Source organism: Pseudomonas sp. H1_D05 (assembly GCF_054682705.1).
The window spans coordinates 5,700,520-5,725,547 of the sequence record NZ_CP162825.1 but is presented as its reverse complement, the minus strand read 5'-3'; the positions used below and the strand labels follow the sequence as shown (position 1 = coordinate 5,725,547).

Sequence of the window (25,028 nt, the reverse complement as noted above, 5' to 3'; positions counted from 1 at the left end):
TCGAGTCAGTGACTTATCTGCGACTGGCAAGACGCTTTCGCGAGCAGGCTCGCTCCCACAGGGACTAATCATTATTGGGTGATGTTGGGTCAGTTTATTAGCCAGGAAGGCGACTATGAAATCCATTCTCTGTTTGTTGATGGCTGCCGGTTTCGGCGCGCTGTTGCAGTTCGAAGGCGTGCCGCATGGCCTGCTGTTAGGCTCGATTGTCGTCACCGCATTGTTTGCCAGTAAAACCGGTATCGCACCGGCAACTCCCTATGGACTCGGCTACATCCAGGTCACGCTGGGCATCGCCACCGGGCTGATGTTCGAAGCGTGGGACAGCGCGACGGCCTCGACGATGTTGCCGAGCCTTGGTGTGTTGTTGATTTGCCTGACGGTGCAGATCGCATTGGCCGGATGGTGGCTGACGCGCGGTGCAGGCTGGAATCGCACCGATGCACTGTTGGCGGTTTATCCCGGTGCGCTGGCGGCGGTGTTTGATTTGCTCGAATCGGAAAAGGCATCGAGCAAGGTCATCATCGTGCACTTGATGCGCTTGCTGTTGATCACCGTACTGGTGAGTTTCCTGATTCCCGGGCAAGCCGCTGCAGTGGCGGTTGCCGATGGTGATCCTTTAACGACAGGCATGGCACTGACCGCGTTTTCGGTGATCGCGTTGAGCGTGCTGCTCGGGCGCTTGCTGCTGGTGATCGGCGTACCGGCGCCGTTCATGCTCACGGCGATCATCATTACGGCGGTGTTTGTGAAATCGGGATGGTTGCACGGGTTTCACATGCCGGACTGGAGTTTGAATCTCGCAGCGCTGATTCTCGGCGTGCGGATCGGCTCACGATTTCAAGGTCTCGGCTTCGCGGAGCTGACGCGTCACGGCCGCACGGCGTTGGTCTCGGTTGGGTTGATGATCGTGGTTGCGGCTGTGTTTGCTGAAGTCGCGGCGCGCTGGTTGGGCAGTGATCCACTGTCGCTGTGGCTGGCGTACATGCCGGGGGCGATTGAGACGATTGCGATTGTCGCGTTTGGTGGCGGGCTGAATGTGGTGTTTATTCTGACGCATCATTTGAGCCGGATGGTGTTGCTGCATTTCGCGCCGGCGTTGTTGGTGCAGGTGCGGCGGGCGCGCGAAGAAGCCTGACCGGAGCCACTGATGCCTGCATGTTGCGGCGTGTCAGTTAGATCCATCCCCCTCACCCCAGCCCTCTCCCCCAAGGGGGGCGAGGGGGAAAGGGAGCCGATTGTGGGCTGTTCGAAATTTGAGTTCGGCTCGATATACCAGGTCGGCGTAACTCGAACATCCAACACGGTCGGCTCCCTCTCCCTCTGGGAGAGGGCTGGGGTGAGGGCAATGCGGCGCTAGCGGATGTGTGCTTGGAAGCCTTCGCTATCCGGCGCGATATCGCTCTTCAAGGTCAAAGCAGGAATCTCATATTCCCCACCATTCTGCTGCCGAAACCCAATCGGCCGTGCACTCCACAACTCATCCAGCCGCCGCCCCAGCTCATCACAAGTCTCGGCATACCGCGCCGCATCCATCCGACTCGTCCGATACACCACAAACGGTGGCACCACTTCAAAACCGGGGTAATACAAAATCCCGTGCTGAATCGGAAACAACAAATCATCCATCGGCCCGTTAATCCCACGCGGTGCGTAGTGCGATTCCCAGCCGCCGGTGGTGACCATCAACATCGCCCGTTTGCCTTGCATTTTCCCTTCGCCATAACGCTCGCCCCAACGACTGTCGGAATGCTCACCGACGCCATAGGCAAAACCGTAGGCGTACACCCGATCGACCCAGCCTTTGAGAATGGCCGGCATGGTGAACCACCAGAGTGGAAACTGCAGGATCAGCGCATCCGCCCAGAGTAGTTTCTCCTGCTCACGGGCGATGTCGGCAGCCTGGGTGCCTTCGGCGTAGGCGACTTTCGAGTCGAGCGAGGCGTGGAACGGTTTCGTCGCGTCGCGCTGCGGGGCGTCGTCGGCGTCGAGGGTGGCTTTCCAGTTCATCGCGTAGAGGTCGGAGACCTGCACGGTGTGGCCGGCGGCTTGCAGGCGCTGGACGCTGAAGTCGCGCAGCGAGCCGTTGAGGGAGGTCGGTTCTGGATGGGCGTAAACGAGTAAGACGTTCATGTTGAAGCTCCGTTAGCTGAGTGACTGCAGGATCGGCGTTCACCCGGTATATTGGAAATGAATGTCTGATATGTCTGGTATAGCTATGAATAATTTGAGACGGCTGGATATCAATCTGCTGCTGACCCTCGATGTACTGCTGGCGGAGCACAACGTCACCCGCGCGGCGCAGCGCCTGAACCTGTCGCAGCCTTCGGTGAGTGTGCATCTGGCCAAGTTGCGCGACATCTTTGGTGATCCGCTGCTGTTGCCCGGGCCGCGCGGCATGCGCCCGACGGCGCGCGCCGATGAGTTGCGTGAGCCGTTGCGCGAAGCGTTGGAGGCGTTGGAGAGAGCGGTGGCGCCGGCCAGTGCGTTCAATCCGGCGCAGGCGACCCACACCTGGAAGATCGCCGCGACCGATTACGGCGAGTCGACGGTGGTGCTGCCGGCGCTGAGCAGCTTGCGCGAGCAGGCGCCGGGCACGCGTCTGGCGGTGATCGATCTGACGCCGGCGCATCTGATCAAACAGGCCGAGCAGGGCGTGTTCGATCTGGCGCTGCACATCAGCGAAGACGCGCCGCCGGAGTTGCATCGACGTCCGCTGTTCACCGAGCGTTATGTGCTCGCCGGTAGAGTCGGACATCCAGATTTGATGCATGCGCCGAGCCGCCAACAGTTCTGCGCGCTGGAGCACGTCATGGTGTCGCGCGAGGGCGGGGGCTTTTTCGGGGTGACTGACCGGACGTTGGCCGATGTCGGGTTGATGCGCAAAGTGGTGTTGTCGGTGCCGCACTTTCTGATGGCGATGTCGGTGTTAGCGAGCACCGATCTGGTGGCGATGCTGCCGTCACGTCTGGTGCGTGGCAACCCGGCCTTGCAAGTGGTCGACGCGCCGCTGCAAGTGCCGGGTTACGAAATGGCGATGTTCTGGGGCGAACGTTCGCACCGCGATCCGGCGCACAAATGGCTGCGCGAGCAATTGCTGGCTTCGGTCTGAGGCCTTAGGCGTGACCCAGGGCAATCGCAAACGACACGACGATCATGCACGCAAACGCAAAATTGAGATTCATGAGGTATTCATCCTGAGCCTTTTAGAGTGGGGCCATTCTGAACAGGTTGAAAGCAAAGAAAAAATTCGCCTTGTTGATTCCAATGATCGAAACGATTGATACCCCGCCGGTTTGTGTTTGCTCAGGGCTTTGGCTAAGCTCGCAAAAACCTGCAACTACAAGCATAAACAGGCATAACCATGCACGATCATTCCGCGGCTGAACTGCCATCCCTGCGCCGGCAGAAAATCCTTTGCTCCTTGAGCGTGACGGCAAGGTCATGGCCTCCGAATTGAGCCAGCACTTTGCGGTGTCCGAAGACACCATCCGCCGCGATCTCGCCGAACTGGACAATGGCGGGCTGGTGCAGCGTGTCCACGGCGGCGCGTTGCCGCGTCCAAAAGACTCCGGCAAGGATTACTTCACGCGGCTGGACGAGACGGATGAGGTGAAAATTCGCTTGGCGCAACGGGCGGCGCTGGAAGTGGAGGACGGGCAGATTGTGCTGTTCGATTCCGGCTCGACCACGCTGCAAGTGGCGCGCTCGTTACGTGCAGATATCAGCATCACGGCGGTGACCGCTTCACCGATGACGGCGATTGCCTTGTCCGAATTCAAGGCTGTGAAAGTGATTCTTGCTGGCGGCCAGTTGAACCCGCGAACGATGGCGGCGGGTGGGCATGAGGCGCTGCGGCTGCTGGCGGGGATCAAGGCGGATCTGGCGATTACCGGGGTGTGCGCGATTCATCCGGAGGTGGGGATTACCTCGCTGCATTTCGATGAAGTGCCGGTGAAGCAGGCGATGCTGGAGGGCGCGACGCGGGTGATAGCGGTGACTTCGGCGGACAAGTTGGGAGCGGTGGAGCCGTTTGTGGTGGCGCCTTGTACGCGCCTGCATACGCTGATTACCGAACGGCATGTGGCGTCGGGGAGTGTCGAGGATTATCGGCGGTTGGGGATTGTCGTCGAGCAGTTGCCGGATTGAGGTTTTGCGGTGGTTTTGATGGCCCCTTCGCGAGCAAGCTCGCTCCCACATTCGAACGCGTTTCTGAGATAGAACTCGATCAACTGTGGGAGCGAGCTTGCTCGCGAAGGGGCCGGTATATTCAACACATGTTTCAGCGCAGGCGCTCGAGCATCTGGTAATACCACATCCCCGCCGCCAGCAACGGGTTACCGAGCAAATCCCCCATCGGCACACGAATGTGCTGACACGCGGCAAACGTATCGAACTGCTCCATCTGCCCGGTGATCGCGCGGCTCATGATTTCGCCCATGATGTGTGTGGTCGCGATGCCGTGCCCCGAGTAACCCTGGCAATACCAGACGTTGTCAGAGAGCTTGCCCAGTTGCGGAATGCGGTTGATGACGATGCCCATCGCGCAGCTCCACTGGTAATCGATCTGCACGCCTTTGAGCGCCGGGAAGGTTTGCTCGATGCACGGGCGCAGTTCGGCGGCGATGTCCCGTGAATCCTTGCCGCTGTAGTTGGCACCGCCACCGAACAGCAAGCGGCCGTCGGCGGTGAGGCGGTAGTAGTCGAGGACGAAGCGGCAGTCGTACACCGCGAGGTCTTCGGGGTTGATCTGTTTTGCCAGATCGCCCAGTGGCGCGGTGGTGACGATGCCGCCCATGGCCGGGAAAATCTTGCCCTTGAGCTGTCCCGGTTCGAGCTTGTGATAGACGTCGCCGGCGAGCATCACCTGCTTGGCGTCGATCTGGCCGTGGGCGGTTCTTACGCCAGGCGAAGCGCCGTGAATGATCTCCAGCACTTCGCTGTTTTCGAAGATCAGCGCGCCAAGACTTTCCGCCGCTCGCGCTTCACCGATGCACAGGTTGAGCGGGTGCAGATGCATGTTGCGGGTGTTCTTGATTGCACCGTGATAGAGGTCGCTTTGCAGCAGATCACGCACCTGGCTGCGGTCGAGCAGGCTGACTTCATCGCCTAATCCGCGACGCACGGCTTCTTCATAATCCTTGCGCAAGTCGGTCATGTGGCTGGGTTTGTACGCGGCGTGTAAATGGCCGTGTTTGAGATCGCATTGAATGCCGTACTTGTCGACGCGTTGCTGGATGATTTCATGTCCGCGCCAGCGCAGGTGCCAGATGAAATCATCGACGTCATCGCCGAGTTTCGGACGCATCTGTTTGCGCATCGCACCATCGCCGGAAAGGCTGCCGGTGACTTGTCCGCCGTTGCGCCCGGTGGCGCCCCAGCCGATCTTGTGGCTTTCGACGATGGCGACTTTCAGGCCTTTTTCGGCGAGTTCGACGGCAGTGGCGACGCCAGTGAAGCCGCCGCCGATGATCACCACATCGACAGTGTGTCGACCTTGCAGGGTCGGGTAGTCGGTGTCCTGGTTAAGGGTGGCGGTGTAGTAGGAATTGCAGCGTTCGGTCATGTCGGTGTCCACACAAAATTCGGAAGTCGGAGTGCAGTCCCCTGTGGGAGCGAGCTTGCTCGCGAAAGCGATGTGTCAGTCACCCAAAATGTTGAATGTGACGACGCCTTCGCGAGCAAGCTCGCTCCCACAGGTTCGGTGTCGGATCGTTAAGCTTCGGTGAGATACCACCGCCAATCCTGCTCACCCACCTCCGCCATGAACTGCCGGTACTCTGCACGCTTCACCGCCAGATACACCCCGAGAAATTCCTGCCCCAAGGCATCCCGCGCCCACACCGAATTCTCCAGCGCCTGCAGCGAGGTCAGCCAATCGGTCGGCAGCAATTCCTTAGCCTGCGCATAGCCATTGCCTTCAACCGGTGCACCCGGATCAAGGTCTTCACGAATGCCACGATGAATCCCGGCAAGGATCGCCGCTGCCGCCAGATACGGGTTGGCATCGGCGCCGCAGATGCGGTGTTCAATGTGTCGGGTATTGGCCGGGCCACCGGGTACGCGCAGGCTGACGGTGCGGTTGTCGACACCCCAGGTCGGCGCCAGCGGTGCGTAGCTGTTGGCCTGAAAGCGCCGGTACGAGTTGGCGTTCGGGCAGAACAGCAGCAACGAGTCGAGCAAGGACGCGAGCATGCCGCCAATCGCCGTGCGCAGCAGCGGAGTGCCGGCCGGGTCTTCCGAGGCGAATAGATTATGTCCCGCGCCATCGGCCAGACTGACATGCATGTGCATGCCGGTGCCGGCCAGATCATCGAACGGCTTGGCCATGAAGGTCGCCTGCATGCCGTGCTTGTGGGCGATGGCTTTGACCAGACGTTTGTAGCGCACGGCCTGATCCATCGCCTCCAGCGCGTCGCCATGTTCGAGGGTGATTTCCACCTGGCCCGGGGCGTATTCGGAGATCGCCGTGCGCGCCGGAATGCCGTGCAGTTTGCAGGCGCTGTAGAGGTCGGCGAGGAATGGTTCGATCTGTTCCAGCTCGCGCAAACCATAAACCTGCGTATGTCGCGGTCGACCACCGTCAGCGTCCAGCGCCGGTTGCGGGCGACCGTTGTGATCGCGTTTGGCGTCGAGCAGATAGAACTCCAGTTCACACGCCATCACCGGGTGATACCCCTCGGCCTTGAGCCCGTCGATAACCTTGATCAGCAAGTGTCGCGGGTCGGCGATGCTGGCGGGCATGCCCTCGGTCGGGTGCATGCTGACCTGCACGGCGGCGGTCGGAATCTTGCGCCATGGCAGGCGCACCAGACTGCCTTCCAGCGGATAGGCGCGGCAGTCGATGTCGCCGACATCCCAGACCAGACCGGAGTTCTCGACGTCTTCACCCTGTACGGTCAGACCGAGGATGGTGCTGGGTAGTGGCCGACCGCTTTGGTACACGGCGAGCAGTTCTTCACGGTGCAACAGCTTGCCGCGCGGCACGCCGTTGGCGTCGAGGATAAACAGCTCGATCATGTCGATATCGGGGTTCTGTTCAAGGAACAGGCGTGCGTCTTCGATGGCTGCGAATTTCATAATCAATCACTCACGATGGCGCCGCGCAGGCGCGCAGATTCGGGCCGGACACGACGCGACAAAAAGGCGTAGGTGTCCTGGCAGGGATATCAAGAAGTAGGGGACTGTCGCGGTTCTTTAACGGACGCGATCAGACAGACCGGGCGATATCCGGCGGGCGTGCGGAGTGACGCAGCTTGGAACGGCGCAGGGCCATGGGGAGATTGACGATACGATTCATACGCCGCCCCTGTGGGAGAGGGCGCTCAGGGTAGAGACGTTCAACGATTTTCGTTGTTGTGGTGACGTACTCATAACGCGTGTTTCCGTTGGCGGAAAACGTCGGTGGCGGGCTGACCCGCCGACCGGTGTGCCCGGATAGTAAGGGGGAATTCGCGGGCCTGTAAACGGGAGATTCACAGGCCCCGCTTCAGCGCGTCAGCTCAAAGCCCAGCCCGGCGAGGGCGCAAACGATCAACACGCTGATCACGCCGCGTTTGAAAACGAACAAGGCCAATGCTGCCGCAACCGCCAGCATCAGCGAAAACAGATCCAGTTTCCCGGCAAAACCGTTCGGCCAGAACACGTGGTAGGCGAAAAAACACGCCAGATTCAGAATCACCCCGACCACGGCAGCGGTGATCGCCGTCAGCGGTGCGGTGAACTTCAGTTCGTTGTGCGTCGATTCCACCAACGGCCCGCCGGCGAGGATGAACAGAAAAGAGGGCAGGAAAGTGAACCAAGTCACCAGCGTTGCCGCCAGCGCCCCGGCGGCAAAGGCATGTTCGGGGCCGAACGCCGGTTGCACGTAGGCACCGACGAAACCGACAAACGCCACCACCATGATCAGCGGGCCCGGGGTGGTTTCACCGAGGGCGAGACCGTCGATCATCTGCGTCGGCGTCAACCAGCCATAATGCCCGACGGCACCCTGATAGACGTAAGGCAGCACCGCGTAGGCGCCACCGAAGGTAAGCAGCGCGGCTTTGGTGAAGAACCAGGCCATTTGCGTGAACGTGCCGTCCCAGCCAAACAGCACCGTCAGTAACGCCATCGGTAAACACCAGAGCACTGCGCCGATCAACCCCAAGCGCAGCAGCTTCGGCAGACTAAAACGGGCGTGTTCGGGCGCCGGCGTATCGTCGTCGATCAACGCCGGGCCGAAGGATTTCTCGCTGTTGCGCGTACCTGCGTTGTTGAACCGCCGAGGGGCGAATCGTCCGCCCAGATAGCCGATCAACGCAGCCCCGAGGACGATCAAAGGGAAGGGCACATTGAAGGCGAAAATCGCCACAAACGACGCCCCGGCAATCGCCCATAGCCAGGCATTCTTCAGGGCGCGCGAGCCGATGCGATGCGCGGCGTGCAGCACTATCGCGGTGATTGCCGGTTTGATCCCGTAAAACACTCCAGCCACCGCTGGCACGTCACCGAAAGCGACGTACAGCCACGACAAGCCAATCAGAATGAACAACGATGGCAGCACAAACAGCGCTCCGGCGATGACACCGCCCCAGGTGCGATGCAGCAGCCAGCCGATGTACGTCGCCAATTGCTGAGCCTCGGGGCCGGGCAGCAACATGCAGTAGTTGAGTGCGTGCAGGAAACGTTTTTCGGAGATCCAGCGCCGACGCTCGACCAGCTCCTGATGCATGATCGCGATCTGCCCGGCCGGGCCGCCGAAACCGATGCAGCCGAGTTTCAGCCAGAAGCGCCAGGCCTGGCGCAGGGTGACGGGATCGGGGCGGGGCAGGTTGTTCGGCGCTGTGCTCAAGCGAGACTCCGGAGTTGAATCCTGGCGGAGCGGCTATCTAATCAGACTTTTAACCCTCACCCCAGCCCTCTCCCAGAGGGAGAGGGGGCCGACCGAGGTGTCTGGTGCTATCCGTCGACCTGAAAGATCGAGTCGATTATGGATTGGGTCATCAGCCAGACGCCTGAGGGCGAGCGGCCGGCCAGCTACTCAGGGAGAGATTGCGTACCGAGGTAATTTGCGTTTCACATCGACCTTGAAAGGTTTGGTCGGTCATGGATTCACCACAATTCCTTCACGTCGGCGTACTTCTGCAATATCCCCCAATCAGTCCCCTCTCCCTCGGGGAGAGGGTTAGGAGGGCGGCGTTCCGATGAGGGGCTTTTGCTTTTCAGGCATGCGCCAGGCTCCAGCGCAACGCCGCATCCCGATCGCTCTCACGGCCCTCGACCCAGTGAGAACCCACAGGCGTAGTCTCACGCTTCCAGAACGGCGCACGGGTCTTGAGCACGTCCATGATGAACGCGCAGGCTTCAAACGCCATGTGCCGGTGCTTGCTGCTGACCCCGACAAACACGATCGGCTCACTCACCGACAACGCGCCAACCCGATGCACAATCTCCACCCCCAACAGCGGCCAGCGCTCGCGGGCCTCTGCGGCGATCTGCTCAAGAGCTTTTTCGGTCATGCCCGGATAGTGCTCAAGAAACAGCTCATTCACGCTCTGGCCAATGTTCAGATCACGCACATAACCAATGAAATTCACCACCGCACCCACTCGTGGGTTGCGCGCGTGCAGATCAGCCGTCAACTGGCCGACATCGAAGCTTTTGTGCTGGACTCGAATAGCCATCGATCAACCCCCGGTCACTGGCGGAAAAAACGCGATCTCATCGAAATCCTCAATCACCTGGCTCGGCTGACACAGTTCCTGATTCACCGCGCACATCAGATTCCCGGCACCGAGCACTTCGCGCCACAGATCGCCGCGCTGCATGAGCATTTGCCGGACATCTTCAACGCTGCCCAAAGCCTCGGTCAGCGGGATTTTTTCACCGCCCAGATTGAGCCGGTCGCGGTAGCTGGCGAAGTAGTTGATCAGGATCATCGCGCGTCCTCCGATTGAAAGTGGCCGGAGCGTCCGCCCTGTTTGCTCAGCAAGCGGATATCACCGATAACCATCGCCCGATCCACCGCTTTGCACATGTCGTAAATGGTCAGCGCGGCGACGCTGGCGGCGGTCAGGGCTTCGAGTTCGACGCCGGTCTGGCCGGTCAGGCGGCAGGTGCTGTTGATCTGCACGCGATCCGGTTCGCAAGCCTTCAACTCGACCTGAATCGAGCTGAGCAGCAACGCATGGCACAGCGGGATCAGTTCGTGAGTGCGCTTGGCCGCTTGTATCCCGGCGATCCGCGCCACGGCGAAGACATCGCCTTTCGGGTGACCGTTGGCCTGAATCATCTGCAAGGTTTCCGGACGCATCTGCACCCAGGCTTGCGCGCTGGCTTCGCGGCGGGTCGCGGCTTTGTCGCTGACGTCGACCATGTTAGCGCGGCCCTGATCGTCGAGGTGGGTGAGGGTGTGGCTCATGCGGAATGCTCCTGGATCGGGCTGTAAATTCGCGGGGCGTTGCGGTGCGGCACATGGATCAGATTAAGCCGGTGCTTGAGTGCCCACCGCACAGTCAAAGCGGTTGGCGCGGACAGACTGACGAGGGTGCCGAGGCGGGCGCGCACGGCTTTGTGGATCAGTTCGAGACTGCAACGGCTGGTCACCACGACGAAGCCTTCAGCAGCATTGATGTCGTCGAATTGCATCGCACCGATCAGCTTGTCGAGGGCGTTGTGGCGGCCGATGTCTTCGCGGCACAGCAGCGCTTCACCGTTGGCGTCAAAGTACAGCGCGGCGTGCAGGGCGCAACTGCTTCGGGCGAGTTGTTGAGCGGCTTCGATGCGTTGGCGAATGCCGTCGAAATGCTCTGCCGGCGGCAGCGGTGAAGGTTGCAGAATCTGCAGTTGCGGCAGCGCCTGCTCCAGCGCTTCAACGCCGCAGATGCCGCAACCGCTGGTGCCGGTCATTTGCCGACGATGATCCTTCAAGGCCCAGAACGCCCGGCTGGAAATCTGCACATCGGCCTGACAGGCCTGATCGAAATGCGTGAGGCGGATATCGTAGATCTCGTCGACGCTGTCGATGATCGCGTTGCTCAGGCTGAAGCCACGGATGAAGTCTTCGAGGTTGCCGGGCGAGACCATCATCACCGCTTGGCTGAGGCCGTTGTAGGTGATGGCGAGGGCGATTTCCGAGGCTAGCGCGGCGTGGGTGATGGTGGCGTCGGGCAGGTATTCGCGAAACGCCACTTGCGCCGGTTGCGGGGCGGGGGCGTTGGGCTCGGTGGCGGATTCTGTGAGGGTTTCGACGTGGCAGAGCATCTTGAAAGTCCCGAAGCGCTGAAGAGTGTTCAGGCTACGGGGGCGTTAAAAGTGCGTCCAATCGCTTGTTCTGATGTGGTGATTGCTTTGCTCGATCAACCAGGATTTGTATCGACTGTTCGGGCCTCTTCGCGAGCAAGCTCGCTCCCACAGGGGAATGCATTTCAACTGTGGGAGCGAGCTTGCTCGCGAAGGCGGCCTTACATTCACCATCATTTATTCGGCAGAAACCTCAACCCCAAACAACTTCCGCGCCTCGGCAAAACACTTCTCGGCAATCGCCGAGCGCGGTTCGGTCTTGCGCATCACCAGGCCCAATGGCGCAAGCACACTGGCATCCGGCAACTGCATGAACGACAAGTGCTCGATCGGCTCTTCCAGGCCGCTGTCCAGCGGCATGATCGCGCAGCAGAAGCCTTGGTGAATCGCCTGCAACAGCTGATAGGTGGAGTCGCTTTCCATGATCGGCTGCGGGCTGAGGCCACGGCTGCGGAAGCTCAAATCGATGGATTTACGGTAATGCATGCCGGCGGTAATCATCCCCAGCGGCAGTTCGGCGGCGTCTTCCCAGCTCATTTCCGAGCCTTCGAACTGGAAATGCCGGTTGTCGTAGAGCAGGCCGACGCGGGTTTCACCGATCTCGAAAAACTCGAAATAGTTCGGGTTGACGTGATCCAGATAGCACACGCCCAAGTCCAGTTGGTTATTGCCTAACCCGGCAATGATCTCGTCGGAACTGAGCGACGACAGACTGAACTTCAACTCCGGATACGTCCCTGACAACCCCTGAATGTAATTGACCGGGTTGAAGCTACTGAGCGGCACCAGTCCCAACCGCAAGCTACCCACCAATTGCCCGCGACACGCCGCCGCTTCGGCGAACAATCCGTCATGCGCTGCGAGCAAGGTGCGCGCCCAGGCCAGCACACGCTCGCCGGCCTGGGTGAAACCTTCAAAGCGCTGGCCACGGTTGACCAGCACCAGATCCAGCTCGTCTTCCAGATTGCGCAGGCGCATCGACAGCGTCGGTTGGGTGATGTGGCAGCGTGCGGCGGCCTGGCCGAAGTGGCGGGTTTCGTCCAGCGCGATCAGGAACTTGAGTTGTTTGATGTCCACGATGGCACCTGCTCGATGGGAATTTTTTGATTGAGTATTGACGCGGATGCGCGAGTCGCACGAAAAGCGCAGGGGGCGACGATCTCATCTGAACGGTTGTTCGTCCAATCGGAAGTGTTTAAGGGACTATCGATCAGCTCTATCACGCCCGGTTTTACTGGCCTTGAGCAAAGTGAAAGGCACCGATAGAGGCGGTCGATAATGTGGTTGGCCAGAGTGATTAGACAGTACTCATAAGTGGCACTTAGGCTGCTCGGCAATGTTGATTGACTGCTGCCGGAGAACTGCCATGAGCGCAAAAGCCGATGCCCTGTTTGTCCCCCTGAATATTGCCGTGTTGACGGTCAGCGATACGCGCGATTACGCCAGCGATACGTCCGGCCAATTACTGGTCAGTCGTTTGCTGGAGGCCGGTCACACGTTGAGCGAGCGCAATCTGCTCAAGGATGATCTGTACAAAATCCGCGCTCAGGTAGCGAACTGGATCGCCGACGAAGGCATTCAGGTGGTGTTGATCACTGGCGGCACTGGTTTCACCGGTCGCGACAGCACACCGGAAGCGGTGGCCTGCCTGTTCGACAAACAGATCGATGGTTTTGGCGAACTGTTCCGGGCGATTTCGATTCTGGATATCGGTACATCCACCGTGCAAAGCCGCGCGCTGGCCGGGCTGTCGAACGGCACGCTGGTGTGCTGCCTGCCGGGTTCGACCGGTGCCTGCCGCACGGCGTGGGAAGGCATTCTTGCCGAACAATTGGATAACCGTCATCGCCCGTGCAACTTCGTCCCGCACCTGAAAGCCGTGCAAGCCTGCGGGCCACGCGGATGAGCAAAGCACCGCTGATGCCGGTCGAAGACGCTCTCGACCAATTGCTCGGCATGGCCAATGAGCAACGTCTGGCCGACGGCGAAGTGCTGGCGCTCGACGATGCGCGTGGGCGGGTGTTGGCCAGTGATCTGGTGGCGACACTCGACCTGCCGCCGTGGCCGAACAGCGCCATGGACGGTTACGCGCTCAATCTCGCCGATCTGCACCGTCAGCCGCTGAAGGTCTCGCAAAAGGTTTACGCCGGGCTGGCGCCGGACACGTTGCTGCCCGGCACCTGCGCACGGATTTTTACTGGCGCACCACTGCCGCCCGGCGCCACCTGTGTCGAGATGCAGGAGAACGTCGAAGTGCTGGAGGACGGCCGCGTGCGTTTTTTGCAGCCGCTGAAAGCGGGGCAGAACATCCGCGCGCAAGGTCAGGAAAATCGCGTCGGCGACATCCTGCTGCGCGCTGGCAAGCGACTTGGACCTTTCGAACTGGCGGTCGCTGCCGGGCAAGGGCTGGCGCAACTGCACGTGGTGCGTCGCCCGCGTGTGGCGCTGCTGTCGACCGGTGATGAACTGGTCGAGCCGGGCCAGCCGTTGCGCCCCGGCAGCATCTACAACAGCAACCGCGTATTGCTCGGCCATTGGTTGCGTGAGCTGGGCTGCGAAGTGATCGACGCCGGCATCCTCCCGGATCGCCCGGCGCAGACGCGGCTCAAGCTTGAGCAATTGCAAGTGGCGACCGACCTGATTCTGACCACGGGCGGGGTGTCTGCCGGCGATGCCGATTGCCTCGGACAGGTGTTGCGCGACAACGGCAAACCGCTGTTGTGGAAACTGGCGATCAAGCCTGGCAAACCACTGACCGTGGGCCATTTCGGCACGGTGCCGGTGATTGGCCTGCCGGGTAATCCGACCTCAGCACTGGTGACGTTTGGCTTGTTGGCGCGGCCGTATCTGCTGCGCATTCAAGGCGTGGAAGATGTCATGCCGCTGAGTTTTACGGTCAGCGCGGGCTTCGATTGGCACAAGGCTGGCGGCCGCCGTGAATACCTGCGGGTGAAGCTGGAGGCGGGGCGTGCGGTGCTTTATCCGAATCAAAGCTCCGGCGTCCTGCTCGGCGCAACCTGGGCCGACGGCCTGGTGGAAATCCCCGAGAACAGCACGCACAACCTCGGCGACCCGCTGCGTTTCATCCCCTTCAACGAACTGTTCTGACCTCACCACCAATCAAACTGTGGGAGCGAGCCTGCTCGCGAAGGCGGTGGCACAGTCAACATCTGCGTTGGCTGGTCAACCGCTATCGCGAGCAGGCGAAGGCCTACAATGGTTTTGTGGTGCTCAACAATATCCGCGGTGTACGCAAAACCTGTGGGAGCGAGCTTGCTCGCGAAGGCGGAGTGTCAGTCAACATTGATTTTGGCTGATAGGGCCCCTTCGCGAGCAAGCTCGCTCCCACAATGGATTTGGCGCTCATCAATACTCGGGTGTGAATGCAAAACCTGTAGGAGTGAGCCTGCTCGCGATGACGGCGGGTCAGTCGACGAAGATATTGACTGGGCCGGCACCATCGCGAGCAGGCTCGCTCCCACAGGGTTTTGAGGTGTCTGCAGAGCTAAGGGTCAGCTCAGCACATAGTCCACCGGCTTCAGCGCCGGCGGCACTTCTGCGCCAAGTTCGGCGAGGATGTCGCGTTCGATGGTGCGCACCAGCGCGTCGGTCGGCAGGTCGTTTTCATCGCGGCCGAAGGGGTCTTCCAGTTCATCGGCAATCGCATCCAGGCCAAAAAATGTGTAGCTGACGATCGCCGTGAACAGCGGTGTCAGCCAGCCCAGCGGTTCGGCCATGGCGAACGGCAGCAGGATGCAGAACAGATAAATCGTCCGGTGCAGCAACAGCGTGTAAGGAAACGGCAGCGGCGTGGTCTTGATCCGTTCGCACACGGCTTGCGCCTGGGTCAGGCTGGTCAGGTGATTGGCCAGCAACATGTAGCGCCACTCAGTCAGCTCACCGTTCTGGTGCAGATCGGAACACTGCTGGCCAACCGTCTGCAAAATGCGGCCGCTGTAATCCGGTGTCTGCGGATCGGGTTTGGGCATGATCCATTGGCTACTGGCGTCCGCTTCGCTTTCTTTACGCAACCGCGCGTTCAACGCATGAGCAAAACCACAAAGATTGAGCAACAACGGCTTGCGCTCAGCGGACTCGCGAATCACATGGGTTTCGCGAATCACCGAGCGAATGTGCACGATCACCTCGCCCCAGGCTTTACGAGCTTCATACCAGCGGTCATAACAGGCGTTGTTGCGAAAATTCATGAAGATCGACAGCGACAAACCCAACAACGTAAACGGCGTGGCGTTGACCTTGGTGAAGTTGCTCGGATGGAGGATTTCCACCAGCACGATAGCCGAAGCGAGCAGGGTGACCATCAACGTGCGCAGGGCGATGCGCTTGGCAATCGAACCCTTGAGGGTGAAGAGAATGGCGAACTGATTGACCTTGGGTCTGATGATCATGCTGTGCGGTTCCGATAACCGATGAAACTGGCGGGATCAGCCGCCGGTCATGTTCATGAAGCGCACGACCTGAACATCATCGTTCACTTCGAAATTGTGCCGATACGGCTTGAGTTTCATCGCCTCGACAATGGCTTTCTCCAGCCGCTGCGGTTGCCCCGGATGCGCGCGCAGCACCGCTTTCAGATCCACCGAATGCTCGTTACCCAGACACAGTAGCAGGCGCCCTTCGACGGTGAGCCGCACGCGGTTGCAGGTGCCACAAAAGTTGTGGCTGTGCGGCGAGATAAAGCCCAGGCGAATCTCCGGCGCCTCGGCCAGCCGCCAGTAGCGCGACGGGCCTTGGGTCGATTCCGCCGAGTCGATCAGGGTGTAGCGCTCGGCAATCTTTTCGCGCACCTGCGCACTGGAGAAAAACGACTCGGCACGGCTGTGTTCGCTGATGATCCCCAGCGGCATCTCTTCGATGAAAGAGACGTCGAGCTGCCGGTCGATCGCGAAGCTGACCAGATCATTGATCTCTTGATCGTTACGGCCCTGCATCACCACGACGTTGAGTTTAGTGCGCGTGAAACCGGCCTTGCGCGCGGCATCGATGCCGTTGATCACCTGCGCCAGATCACCGGTACGGGTCATCTGTTTGAAGCGCTGCGGATCGAGGCTGTCGAGGCTGATGTTCAGGCGTTTGACCCCGGCGTCGAACAGCGGCGCGGCGAGTTTGCCCAGTTGTGAGCCGTTGGTGGTCATGCACAGTTCACGCAAGCCGGGCAGGGCGGCGATCTGCTCACACAACTTGACCACGCCCGGACGGATCAGCGGTTCGCCGCCGGTGAGACGAATCTTGCGCGTGCCGAGGGCGACGAAGCTCTGCGCCAGTTGATAGATTTCCTCCAGCGTCAGCACTTGTTGGCGTGGCAGAAACTGCATGTCTTCGGCCATGCAATAGACGCAGCGGAAGTCGCAGCGGTCGGTCACCGACATGCGCAGATAGTCGACGCGGCGGTTGTAACCATCGATCAAGACACGCTCTGACATGACAGCCTCGCAAGAATGAAAACCCCGGTTGAAGGAGTTTGGTCAGCGCAGGTTATGGCTAACTTTAAGTGCCGTCCAATCACTCTTAATGAACAGCTGATTGATGCCGTCGATGATGAATTATTTTTCGCTGAAAGTTGCTCCGTTAGTTTCGCAAGGCCCCGTAAATAAGGGTTTTTTAGCCGTGATAGATGCTTTCGATAAAGCGGTCATTAATAGCGATTAGACAACGTTTTGTAACGGTTCATATCCTTGCCCCGGCAAACCCAACGACCACTTTTCAACCTTGAAAGTCGGCCGTCGCTGTTTAACCGAATCAGGTTCATGCCTGTGTGCATCGTCATGGAGAGTCCCATGTCACAAGTCGACCGTTACAAACCCTACAAAGGCGCCGCTGCCGGTTGGGGCGCTGTCATCAGCCTGACCAAGAGCTGGCTGGGCAGTGAAAACGCCCTGAAAAACATCCGCGCCATGCTCAAGACCAACCAGAACGGCGGCTTCGACTGCCCGGGTTGTGCCTGGGGTGAAGCACCCGGCGCGAGTATGTTGAAGTTCTGCGAGAACGGCGCGAAAGCGGTGAACTGGGAAGCGACCGGGCGTTTGGTCGACCCGGCATTCTTCAACAAGTACACGGTGTCGAGCCTGGCCCAGCAGAGCGACTACTGGCTGGAGTATCAGGGCCGTTTGACCCACCCGATGCGCTACGACGCGCGGGTCGATCGCTACGTGGAAATCAGCTGGGACGACGCGTTCGCGCTGATCGCCGATCACTTGAAAAACCTCAAGTCGCCACACGAAGCCGAGTTTTACACCTCGGGCCGCGCGAGCAACGAGGCGGCGTTTCTCTATCAATTGTTCGTCCGCGCGTTCGGCACCAACAACTTCCCCGACTGCTCGAACATGTGCCACGAGGCCAGTGCGGTGAGCATGAACGAGACCCTCGGCGTCGGCAAAGGCACCGTGGTTTACGAGGATCTGCATCACGCCGATGCGATTTTCGTTATCGGCCAGAACCCTGGCACCAACCACCCGCGCATGCTCGAACCGCTGCGTGAAGCGGTGAAACGTGGCGCCCAAGTGGTGTGTATCAATCCGCTGAAAGAGCGTGGCCTGGAGCGTTTCCAGAACCCGCAGAACCCGCTGGAAATGCTCAGCAACGGCTGGGAAGCGACCAACACCGCCTACTTCCGTCCGGCGCTGGGTGGCGACATGGCGATGATTCGCGGCATGGTCAAATTTCTGTTGCAGTGGGAACGCGAGGCGCAGGCGACTGGCGGCGAACCGGTGTTCGATCACGCCTTTATTGCCGAGCACACCTCGGGCCTCGACAGCTATCTGGCCGAAGTCGATGCAACCACTTGGGAGCACATCGTCGAGCAGTCCGGCGTGCCGCTGCATGACATCGAATTGGCCGCGCGCATGTATGGCCGTGCCAAAAGCGTGATCATGTGCTGGGCCATGGGTCTGACCCAACACGTGCACTCGGTGGCGACCTTGCAGGAAGTCATCAACCTGCAACTGCTGCGCGGCAACGTCGGCCGTCCGGGCGCCGGGCTTTCCCCGGTTCGCGGTCACAGTAACGTGCAGGGCGACCGCACCATGGGCATCAACGAACTCGCGCCGAAAGACTTGATGGACGCGCTGGAAAAGCGTTTCAACTTCGACGTGCCGCGCATGCACGGGCACAACACGGTGATGGCGATCGGCGCCATGGAACGTGGCGAAGCCAAGGTGTTTATCGGTCTGGGCGGCAACTTTGCCCAAGCCACGCCGGACACCCCGCGCACCCACGCCGCCATGCGCAAACTCGACCTGACCGTGCACATCGCGACCAAGCTCAACCGCAGCCACTTGGTCACCGGTCGCGACGCGCTGATCCTGCCGTGCCTCGGGCGTACCGACATCGACATCCAGGCTGAAGGTCCGCAAGGCGTGACCGTTGAAGACACGTTCAGCATGGTGCATTTGTCGTTCGGTCAGTTGAAGCCGAAATCGGCGCAGTTGAAATCCGAGCCAGCGATCATTGCCGGGATCGCCGCCGCGACCCTGGGCAAGCATCCGATCGATTGGGAATGGGTGGTGGGCGACTACGGGCGCATCCGCAACCTGATTGCCGACGTGATTCCGGGCTTCGAAAACTTCAATGAAAAACTGCTGATTCCGGGTGGTTTTCACCTCGGCAACGACGCCTCGGATCGGGTCTGGAACACCGTCAGTGGCAAAGCCCAGTTCACGCCGTGCGTGCTGCCCGAGCACTTGATCAGCGAAGGCGTGCGCAACCTGCCGGTGAAACCGCATCTGATTCTGCAAACCATGCGTTCCCACGATCAGTACAACACCACGCTGTATGGCCTCGATGACCGTTATCGCGGGGTCTATGGCATGCGCGATGTGATCTTCGCCAACGAACAGGACATTCAGCGCCTGGGGTTTGAACCGGGGCAGAAGGTCGATCTGGTGGCGCTGTGGGATGACGAGCGCGAGCGTCGGGTCAGCGGTTTTACCCTGATCGCCTACGACATTCCGCCAGGGCAGGCAGCGGCGTATTACCCGGAGACTAACCCTTTGGTGCCGCTGGAAAGCTACGGCGACCGCACGTATACGCCGACCTCCAAATTCGTGGCGATCCGCCTCGAAGCCGCGAAGGTCAGCAACCTGATCCCGTCGTCGGTGGCGTAACCCGCGACTCATAAAAACACTGGCAATTTTACTGGCTGCAGGCGTTCGCGCCTGGCGGTGGCCCGGGTTCGTGCTGCCGCTTTTCAGTCCTGATGAGGACATCATCATGTTCAATCCGGAGGCACTGGACCTGGCGCGAATTCAATTCGCGTTCACGGTTTCGTTCCACATTATTTTCCCGGCGATCACCATTGGCCTGGCGAGTTTCCTCGCGGTACTCGAAGGCCTGTGGCTGAAAACCCATAACGACACGTACCGCGATCTTTACCATTTCTGGTCGAAGATTTTCGCGGTCAATTTTGGCATGGGCGTGGTTTCGGGACTGGTCATGGCGTACCAGTTCGGCACCAACTGGAGCGGGTTTTCGGACTTTGCCGGGAGCATCACCGGGCCGCTGCTGACCTATGAAGTGCTGACCGCATTCTTCCTCGAGGCCGGGTTCCTCGGGGTGATGTTGTTTGGCTGGAACCGCGTCGGCCGTGGCTTGCACTTCTTCGCCACGGTGATGGTCGCCATCGGTACGTTGATTTCGACCTTCTGGATTCTTGCGTCGAACAGCTGGATGCAGACGCCGCAGGGCTTCGAGATTGTCGATGGTCGGGTGATGCCGCTGGACTGGCTGGCGATTGTGTTCAACCCGTCGTTCCCGTTCCGTCTGGCGCACATGGCGATTGCCGCGTTTGTGGCGACGTCGTTCTTCGTCGGCGCCTCGGCTGCCTGGCATTTGCTGCGCGGCAACAACACCGCGCCGGTGCGCAAGATGTTCTCCATGGCTTTATGGATGGCGCTGATCGTTGCGCCGATTCAAGCGGTGGTCGGTGACGCCCATGGCTTGAACACGCTGGAGCATCAACCGGCGAAGATCGCCGCCATCGAAGGCCACTGGGAAAACGCCGACAACGGCCCGACGCCGCTAGTGCTGTTTGGTATTCCTGATATGGAGGCGGAGAAGACCAAATACGCATTGGAAATTCCGTACCTCGGTAGCCTGATTCTCACTCACAGCCTCGACAAGCAGATCCCGGCGCTGAAGAGCTTCCCAAAACAAGACCGGCCGAATTCGACCGTGATTTTCTGGAGCTTCCGCGTCATGGCCGGGTTGGGGATGTTGATGATCCTCGTTGGTTTGCTCGGTCTGGCGTTGCGCCGGGGCGGCAAGCTTTATCAGCATCGCGGCTTCCAGCGTCTGGTGTTGTTGATGGGGCCGAGCGGCTTGATTGCGCTGCTGGCCGGTTGGATTACCACGGAAGTCGGGCGTCAGCCGTGGGTGGTTTATGGTTTGTTGCGCACCCATGACGCGGCGTCGCATCACTCGGTGGCGCAGATGAGCACGTCGCTGGCGCTGTTCGTGGTGATCTATTTCACGGTGTTCAGCGTGGGCATCGGCTACATGATGAAACTGGTGAAAAAAGGTCCGCAGCCGCATCACGAACATCCGCCTGCGGGCGATGAATTGCAGACGCCGCGTCGACCGATTTCGGCGGCTATCGCCCCTATGAAGGAGCATTGAGTCATGGGTATTCAAGGTATCGATCTCTCGTTGATCTGGGGAGTGATCATTGCCTTCGGGGTGATGATGTACGTGATCATGGACGGCTTCGATCTGGGCCTGGGGATCCTGTTTCCGCTGATCCCGGATGAGCAGGAACGCGATGTGATGATGAACACCGTCGCGCCGGTGTGGGACGGTAACGAGACCTGGCTGGTGCTCGGTGGCGCGGCGTTGTATGGCGCGTTTCCGCTGGCGTACGGGGTGATTCTCGAAGCGCTGTACCTGCCGCTGATCCTGATGCTGTGCGGTTTGATTTTCCGTGGCGTGGCGTTTGAGTTTCGCTTCAAGTCTTCGCCGCAAAAACGCCATTGGTGGGACAAGGCGTTTATCGGTGGTTCGCTGCTGGCGACGTTCTCCCAGGGCGTGGTGATTGGTGCGTATGTGTCCGGGATTCCGGTGGTCGATCGGCAATTTGCCGGTGGCGGTCTGGATTGGTTGGCGCCGTTTCCGCTGGTGTGTGGCGTGGGGCTGGTGGTGGCTTATGCGTTGCTTGGCAGCACGTGGTTGCTGGTCAAGACCGAAGGCATGCTTGAGTCGCGGATGCGCCTGTTCACCCGGCCGCTGGCCTTGCTGTTGATGGCGATGGTGCTGGTGATTGGCGTGTGGACCCTGCAACTGCATCCGGAACTGGTGACACGTTGGTCGACGCACGGGCATCTGCAGGTGTTTGCCGGGCTGGTGGTGTTGGCCTTGCTGGCGGTGTTCGGGCTGCTGCGCACGTTGCGTCAGCGGCATACGCACTGGCCGTTCGTGTTCACGCTGGTGCTGATGCTGCTCGGTTACATCGGCCTGGCGCTGAGCATCTGGCCGAACATCATCCCGCCGTCGGTGAGCATCTGGGCCGCCGCGTCACCACCGTCGAGCCAGTTGTTCGCGCTGATCGGCGCACTGTTCATCCTGCCGGTGATCCTGATGTACACCTTCTGGAGCTACTACGTGTTCCGCGGCAAAGTGAGGATTGGCGATGGCTACCATTGATTCGCGCGAAGTGAAAAGCAGTCGCTGGTACCAGCGTTTGGGCTGGTTGTTGTTGATCTGGCTGGGCAGCGTGGTGTCGCTGGCGGTTGTCGCCAGTGTGCTGAAACTGGCGATGTATGCAGCGGGCATGAGAGCCCATTGACCCCAAAAAAACCGGAGCCTGGCTCCGGTTTTTTATTGCCGCCGATCTTGAGGTCACTGACTACCCCCAGTAGGCCTTCGCCTGCTCGCGAAGGCGTCAGGTCAGACAACATTGATGTTGAATGTAATGGCCTCATCGCGAGCAGGCTCACTCCTACAGGGATTTGTGGTGGTTGGAGAATATGTAAACACCGCCGAACATTGTGGGAGCGAGCTTGCTCGCGAAGGCGTCAGGACAGACAACGTTGATGTTGAATGTACTGGCCTCTTCGCGAGCAAGCTCGCTCCCACAGGGGGGGAACTTGAGATTGGGTTTACTGGGCGCCGAACATCGCGGTCCAGTAGATCCCGGCGCTGCTTTTCGGGTCGGTCGCGTAGGCGGCGCCGAGTTCCTTGTATTGCGGGTTCATCAGGTTGGCGCAGTGGCCGGGGCTGGCGAGCCAGCCTTCGACGACTTTGTGCACGGTGTCTTGGCCGGCGGCGATGTTTTCGCCGACCTGTTGCCCGCTGTAACCGGCGAGTTCCGCGCGATCGCCCGGGGTGCGGCCGTCGCGGTCCTTGTGATCGAAGTAATTGTTGTTGGCCATGTCGCGGCTGTGATCCTGGGCGATCGTGCCAAGCGTCGCGTTCCAGGCCAGCGGTGCGGCAGCGGCGAACGCCTGACCGCCACACTGACGCGCCTGGCTGCGCGCGGCGTTGAGTTCACTGAGCAACTTCTGCCCCTCACTTTGCGCATCCCCCAGCTTGGCCGACAGCAGCGGCCGCGCCAACACGATGCGCCAGTCACGATCATCGCGGCTGACACCGACATCGACGAACTGCGGATCAAGCACCACCTGACAGAAACTTTCCTGAATCGCCTTCATCGCCGACGCCGCATCGCGCGGGCCGTTAAGGGTGATTGCCTGCACATTGACCATCGGGTAACTGGCGCTGGCCATGGCTTGTTGCAGATCGACAGCACCGCTGGCGCGTAATCTCAGCCGGGGATCAGCCGACAGCGGTGACAGTTCATTCGATGCCTGCGACCCGCAACGCTGTGGCTGGCTGCGGTAGCTGTTGATCGACTCGATCAATTGCGACTCATCGCCAGCCAGCGCCGGAATGGCAAACATAACGCCCACGGACAAAGCGGCAAGACGCAAAACGAATGGCATGAAGCGCATGGAAATCTCCCTTGAGCTGAATGCGCCCATGATGCGCGAAAGGCACCCTGTGAGTGCAATGTCTTTTTTCTTCATTCAGCGGTTTTTCTGCGCAACTTTGTCTCTGGGTTTGCCGTCTACACTCACCGAAGACCCCGGGATACGGGTGTCTCCCCGACGTAACACCTTGCCCGACTCGGGCGCTGCCGGAAGAACAGACATGGGATTGAAAGGCTGGGCGGGTTGTCTCGTATTCACCCTGTTGGCAGGCTCTGCATGGGCCACCGATCAGGCCCCGATCAAAGCGAAGGCTGAAGAAAAAGCCCAAGTGCTGGAAGAGAAAGCGGCGGACAAGGTCAGCGCCGCACCGGCACCGAAAGCCGAAGCCATCACCCCGACCGAAGTGCAAGCGGTCGACCCGGCCGGCGCGGCGCCGCTGGACGATCCGATCACTTGCCTGGCGCGCAGTATCTATTGGGAAGCCAAAGGCAAAGACACGCCGGAAATGGAAGCGGTGGCCAGTGTGGTGATGAATCGCCTCGGCCACGAAGGTTTCCCCGACACGGTCTGCGCTGTCGTCAAACAAGGCTCGGAAACCAAGAGCTGCCAGTTTTCCTGGTGGTGCGACGGGCGTCCGGATCAGGTCAAGGAAGATGCCGAATACACGCTGGCCAAGGATATCGCCCGCAAAGCGCTGAACCGCCAGCTCAAGGATCGCACCAACGGCGCGCTGTATTTCCACGACCGCAATGTGCATCCGAGCTGGGCCAAGGAATATCGCAAGACCGCGGAAACGAAAAAATTTCTCTTCTACAAACCTGCCGGTGGTGACGCGCGTTAGGCGCAGACCTGCCGCACACAATCACGCAACCAGCGATGCGCCGGGTCAGCGTCCATGCGCGGGTGCCAGAGCATCGACACACTGATGTCCGGCATCGCGAAGGGCAGGGCGAAACTGTGCAGGCCTGTGCGCAGTTTGCTGGTATGACGCTGCGGGACCGTGGCGATCAGGTCTGACTCACGCACCAGCGTCAGCGCCGCCGAGAATCCACCGAATGAGGTGACGATGTCCCGTGTCAGCCCTAGCGCAAGTAACGCTTCGTCGACCGGGCCACTGCTGCGCCCGCGTCGTGAAATGAGAATGTGCTCGCCGCCGGCAAAGCGCCTGCTGGTGATTTTTCCCGTGCTCAAAGGATGCCCCTCACGCACTACGCCAATCCATTGATCCTGAAACAGGATGCGGCTGTGCAGTGTCGGGTCGGTGCTGTCATCGACCACGCCGGTTTCCAGATCGACGCGGCCTTCGCGCAGCGGCGTGCTGTCCTTGTCGGCTTTCTGCACAAAGCGCAGGCGTACATCCGGCGCTTCTTCAGCGATGCGTGCGAGCAGGGCAGCGGCGAAGGTTTCAACAAAGCCGTCGGTGTTGCGCAGGGTGAAGGTGCGTTGCAAGCGGCTCGGGTCGAGCACCTCAGCAGGGCGTAAAACCGCCTCGGCTTCCTGCACCAGATGACTGACCCGCTCGCGCAATTCGAGTGCACGCGGCGTTGGCACCAGGCCACGACCTGCTCGCACCAGCAAGGGATCCCCGGTGGTTTCGCGCAAACGGGCGAGGGCGCGACTCATGGCCGACGGGCTCAACCGCAGGCATTTGGCGGCGCGGGCGACGCTGCCTTCGCGCAGCAAGACGTCGAGGGTGATCAGCAGGTTCAGATCCGGTGCAGTCATGACATGGCGTTCCATGCAGGTATTGAGTGCAAAGCATGCGTCTTGCGCCGTGTGTTGTCGAGGCTCAGGCTATGACGCATC

At 60.3% G+C, this 25,028-nt stretch carries 22 protein-coding genes and 1 pseudogene; 10 read left to right on the top strand and 13 right to left on the bottom strand.

All coding sequences use genetic code 11. The features are described from left to right. Positions 1-115 precede the first annotated feature (115 nt). Positions 116-1,138, top strand: a complete 1,023-nt coding sequence (locus AB4O11_RS25610; protein ID WP_320336573.1) for an AbrB family transcriptional regulator — start codon at positions 116-118, stop codon at positions 1,136-1,138. A gap of 218 nt (positions 1,139-1,356) precedes the next feature. Here AB4O11_RS25610 and AB4O11_RS25605 read toward each other — a convergent pair whose 3' ends face one another. Beyond that, positions 1,357-2,133, bottom strand: coding sequence for an NAD(P)H-dependent oxidoreductase (locus AB4O11_RS25605; protein WP_186625485.1), 777 nt, complete (start codon positions 2,131-2,133; stop codon positions 1,357-1,359). An 85-nt stretch (positions 2,134-2,218) separates the two neighbouring features. On the opposite strand from AB4O11_RS25605, the gene AB4O11_RS25600 reads away from it, so the two are divergent. Further along, complete coding sequence (locus AB4O11_RS25600) at positions 2,219-3,112, top strand: LysR family transcriptional regulator (RefSeq protein ID WP_460129162.1); 894 nt, start codon at positions 2,219-2,221, stop codon at positions 3,110-3,112. A 252-nt stretch (positions 3,113-3,364) separates the two neighbouring features. Next, positions 3,365-4,149, top strand: a pseudogene (locus AB4O11_RS25595) (DeoR/GlpR family DNA-binding transcription regulator). Between the two features lie 133 nt (positions 4,150-4,282). On the opposite strand, the gene AB4O11_RS25590 reads toward AB4O11_RS25595, so the two are convergent. The 8 genes from AB4O11_RS25590 to AB4O11_RS25555 form a co-directional block, all read right to left on the bottom strand. After that, positions 4,283-5,566 carry an NAD(P)/FAD-dependent oxidoreductase gene (locus tag AB4O11_RS25590; RefSeq protein ID WP_460129160.1) on the bottom strand — a complete coding sequence of 428 codons (1,284 nt, stop codon included), beginning with the start codon at positions 5,564-5,566 and terminating at the stop codon, positions 4,283-4,285. A 149-nt stretch (positions 5,567-5,715) separates the two neighbouring features. Continuing rightward, positions 5,716-7,080, bottom strand: coding sequence for a glutamine synthetase family protein (locus AB4O11_RS25585; protein WP_460129158.1), 1,365 nt, complete (start codon positions 7,078-7,080; stop codon positions 5,716-5,718). Positions 7,081-7,489: 409 nt separating this feature from the next. Further along, a complete protein-coding gene (gene chrA, locus AB4O11_RS25580) occupies positions 7,490-8,833 on the bottom strand; it encodes a chromate efflux transporter (RefSeq protein ID WP_460091285.1) in 1,344 nt (447 codons plus the stop codon). A gap of 370 nt (positions 8,834-9,203) precedes the next feature. Next, complete coding sequence (gene moaE, locus AB4O11_RS25575) at positions 9,204-9,665, bottom strand: molybdopterin synthase catalytic subunit MoaE (protein ID WP_108226806.1); 462 nt, start codon at positions 9,663-9,665, stop codon at positions 9,204-9,206. Between the two features lie 3 nt (positions 9,666-9,668). After that, entirely contained in the window at positions 9,669-9,920 is a 252-nt protein-coding gene (locus tag AB4O11_RS25570) for a MoaD/ThiS family protein (RefSeq protein ID WP_102899228.1), read from the bottom strand. Further along, a complete protein-coding gene (gene moaC / locus AB4O11_RS25565) occupies positions 9,917-10,402 on the bottom strand; it encodes a cyclic pyranopterin monophosphate synthase MoaC (protein WP_116254930.1) in 486 nt (161 codons plus the stop codon). The genes AB4O11_RS25570 and moaC overlap by 4 nt, the downstream gene beginning before the upstream one ends. Beyond that, complete coding sequence (gene fdhD / locus AB4O11_RS25560) at positions 10,399-11,244, bottom strand: formate dehydrogenase accessory sulfurtransferase FdhD (protein WP_460129155.1); 846 nt, start codon at positions 11,242-11,244, stop codon at positions 10,399-10,401. Before fdhD ends, moaC begins: the two co-directional genes overlap by 4 nt. A gap of 216 nt (positions 11,245-11,460) precedes the next feature. Further along, a complete protein-coding gene (locus AB4O11_RS25555) occupies positions 11,461-12,360 on the bottom strand; it encodes a LysR family transcriptional regulator (protein ID WP_108226803.1) in 900 nt (299 codons plus the stop codon). A gap of 289 nt (positions 12,361-12,649) precedes the next feature. Between AB4O11_RS25555 and moaB the strand changes: the two genes are divergently transcribed. After that, positions 12,650-13,189 (top strand): molybdenum cofactor biosynthesis protein B, encoded by a 540-nt coding sequence (gene moaB / locus AB4O11_RS25550; RefSeq protein WP_038365659.1) that lies wholly within the window; start codon positions 12,650-12,652, stop codon positions 13,187-13,189. After that, a complete protein-coding gene (locus AB4O11_RS25545; RefSeq protein WP_460091276.1) occupies positions 13,186-14,391 on the top strand; it encodes a molybdopterin molybdotransferase MoeA in 1,206 nt (401 codons plus the stop codon). The genes moaB and AB4O11_RS25545 overlap by 4 nt, the downstream gene beginning before the upstream one ends. 404 nt (positions 14,392-14,795) lie before the next feature. Here AB4O11_RS25545 and AB4O11_RS25540 read toward each other — a convergent pair whose 3' ends face one another. Both AB4O11_RS25540 and moaA read right to left on the bottom strand, forming a co-directional pair. Further along, on the bottom strand, positions 14,796-15,692 hold the full coding sequence (locus AB4O11_RS25540) for a bestrophin family protein (RefSeq protein ID WP_095113578.1): 897 nt from the start codon (positions 15,690-15,692) through the stop codon (positions 14,796-14,798). A 36-nt stretch (positions 15,693-15,728) separates the two neighbouring features. Further along, entirely contained in the window at positions 15,729-16,727 is a 999-nt protein-coding gene (gene moaA / locus AB4O11_RS25535) for a GTP 3',8-cyclase MoaA (protein ID WP_095124584.1), read from the bottom strand. Positions 16,728-17,081: 354 nt separating this feature from the next. Here moaA and AB4O11_RS25530 point away from each other — a divergent pair, with 354 nt between their 5' ends. From AB4O11_RS25530 to AB4O11_RS25515, 4 genes are all read left to right on the top strand, one after another. Beyond that, positions 17,082-19,406 carry an FdhF/YdeP family oxidoreductase gene (locus AB4O11_RS25530; protein ID WP_460129151.1) on the top strand — a complete coding sequence of 775 codons (2,325 nt, stop codon included), beginning with the start codon at positions 17,082-17,084 and terminating at the stop codon, positions 19,404-19,406. Between the two features lie 106 nt (positions 19,407-19,512). Next, positions 19,513-20,916: a cytochrome ubiquinol oxidase subunit I gene (locus tag AB4O11_RS25525; RefSeq protein ID WP_116255024.1), complete on the top strand. Its 1,404-nt coding sequence runs from the start codon at positions 19,513-19,515 to the stop codon at positions 20,914-20,916. Between the two features lie 3 nt (positions 20,917-20,919). Continuing rightward, the gene (cydB, locus tag AB4O11_RS25520; protein WP_116254923.1) at positions 20,920-21,936 is read left to right on the top strand and encodes a cytochrome d ubiquinol oxidase subunit II; all 1,017 of its coding nucleotides are present in this window, start codon (positions 20,920-20,922) and stop codon (positions 21,934-21,936) included. After that, positions 21,923-22,078, top strand: coding sequence for a DUF2474 family protein (locus tag AB4O11_RS25515; protein WP_186625518.1), 156 nt, complete (start codon positions 21,923-21,925; stop codon positions 22,076-22,078). The genes cydB and AB4O11_RS25515 overlap by 14 nt, the downstream gene beginning before the upstream one ends. A gap of 313 nt (positions 22,079-22,391) precedes the next feature. On the opposite strand, the gene AB4O11_RS25510 is transcribed toward AB4O11_RS25515, so the two are convergent. Then, complete coding sequence (locus tag AB4O11_RS25510) at positions 22,392-23,243, bottom strand: CAP domain-containing protein (protein ID WP_460129148.1); 852 nt, start codon at positions 23,241-23,243, stop codon at positions 22,392-22,394. Positions 23,244-23,442: 199 nt separating this feature from the next. Here AB4O11_RS25510 and AB4O11_RS25505 point away from each other — a divergent pair, with 199 nt between their 5' ends. Then, positions 23,443-24,063: a cell wall hydrolase gene (locus AB4O11_RS25505; protein WP_034155563.1), complete on the top strand. Its 621-nt coding sequence runs from the start codon at positions 23,443-23,445 to the stop codon at positions 24,061-24,063. Here AB4O11_RS25505 and AB4O11_RS25500 read toward each other — a convergent pair. After that, positions 24,060-24,947 (bottom strand): LysR family transcriptional regulator, encoded by an 888-nt coding sequence (locus AB4O11_RS25500; RefSeq protein ID WP_460129145.1) that lies wholly within the window; start codon positions 24,945-24,947, stop codon positions 24,060-24,062. The genes AB4O11_RS25505 and AB4O11_RS25500 overlap by 4 nt on opposite strands. Between the last annotated feature and the right edge of the window lie 81 nt (positions 24,948-25,028).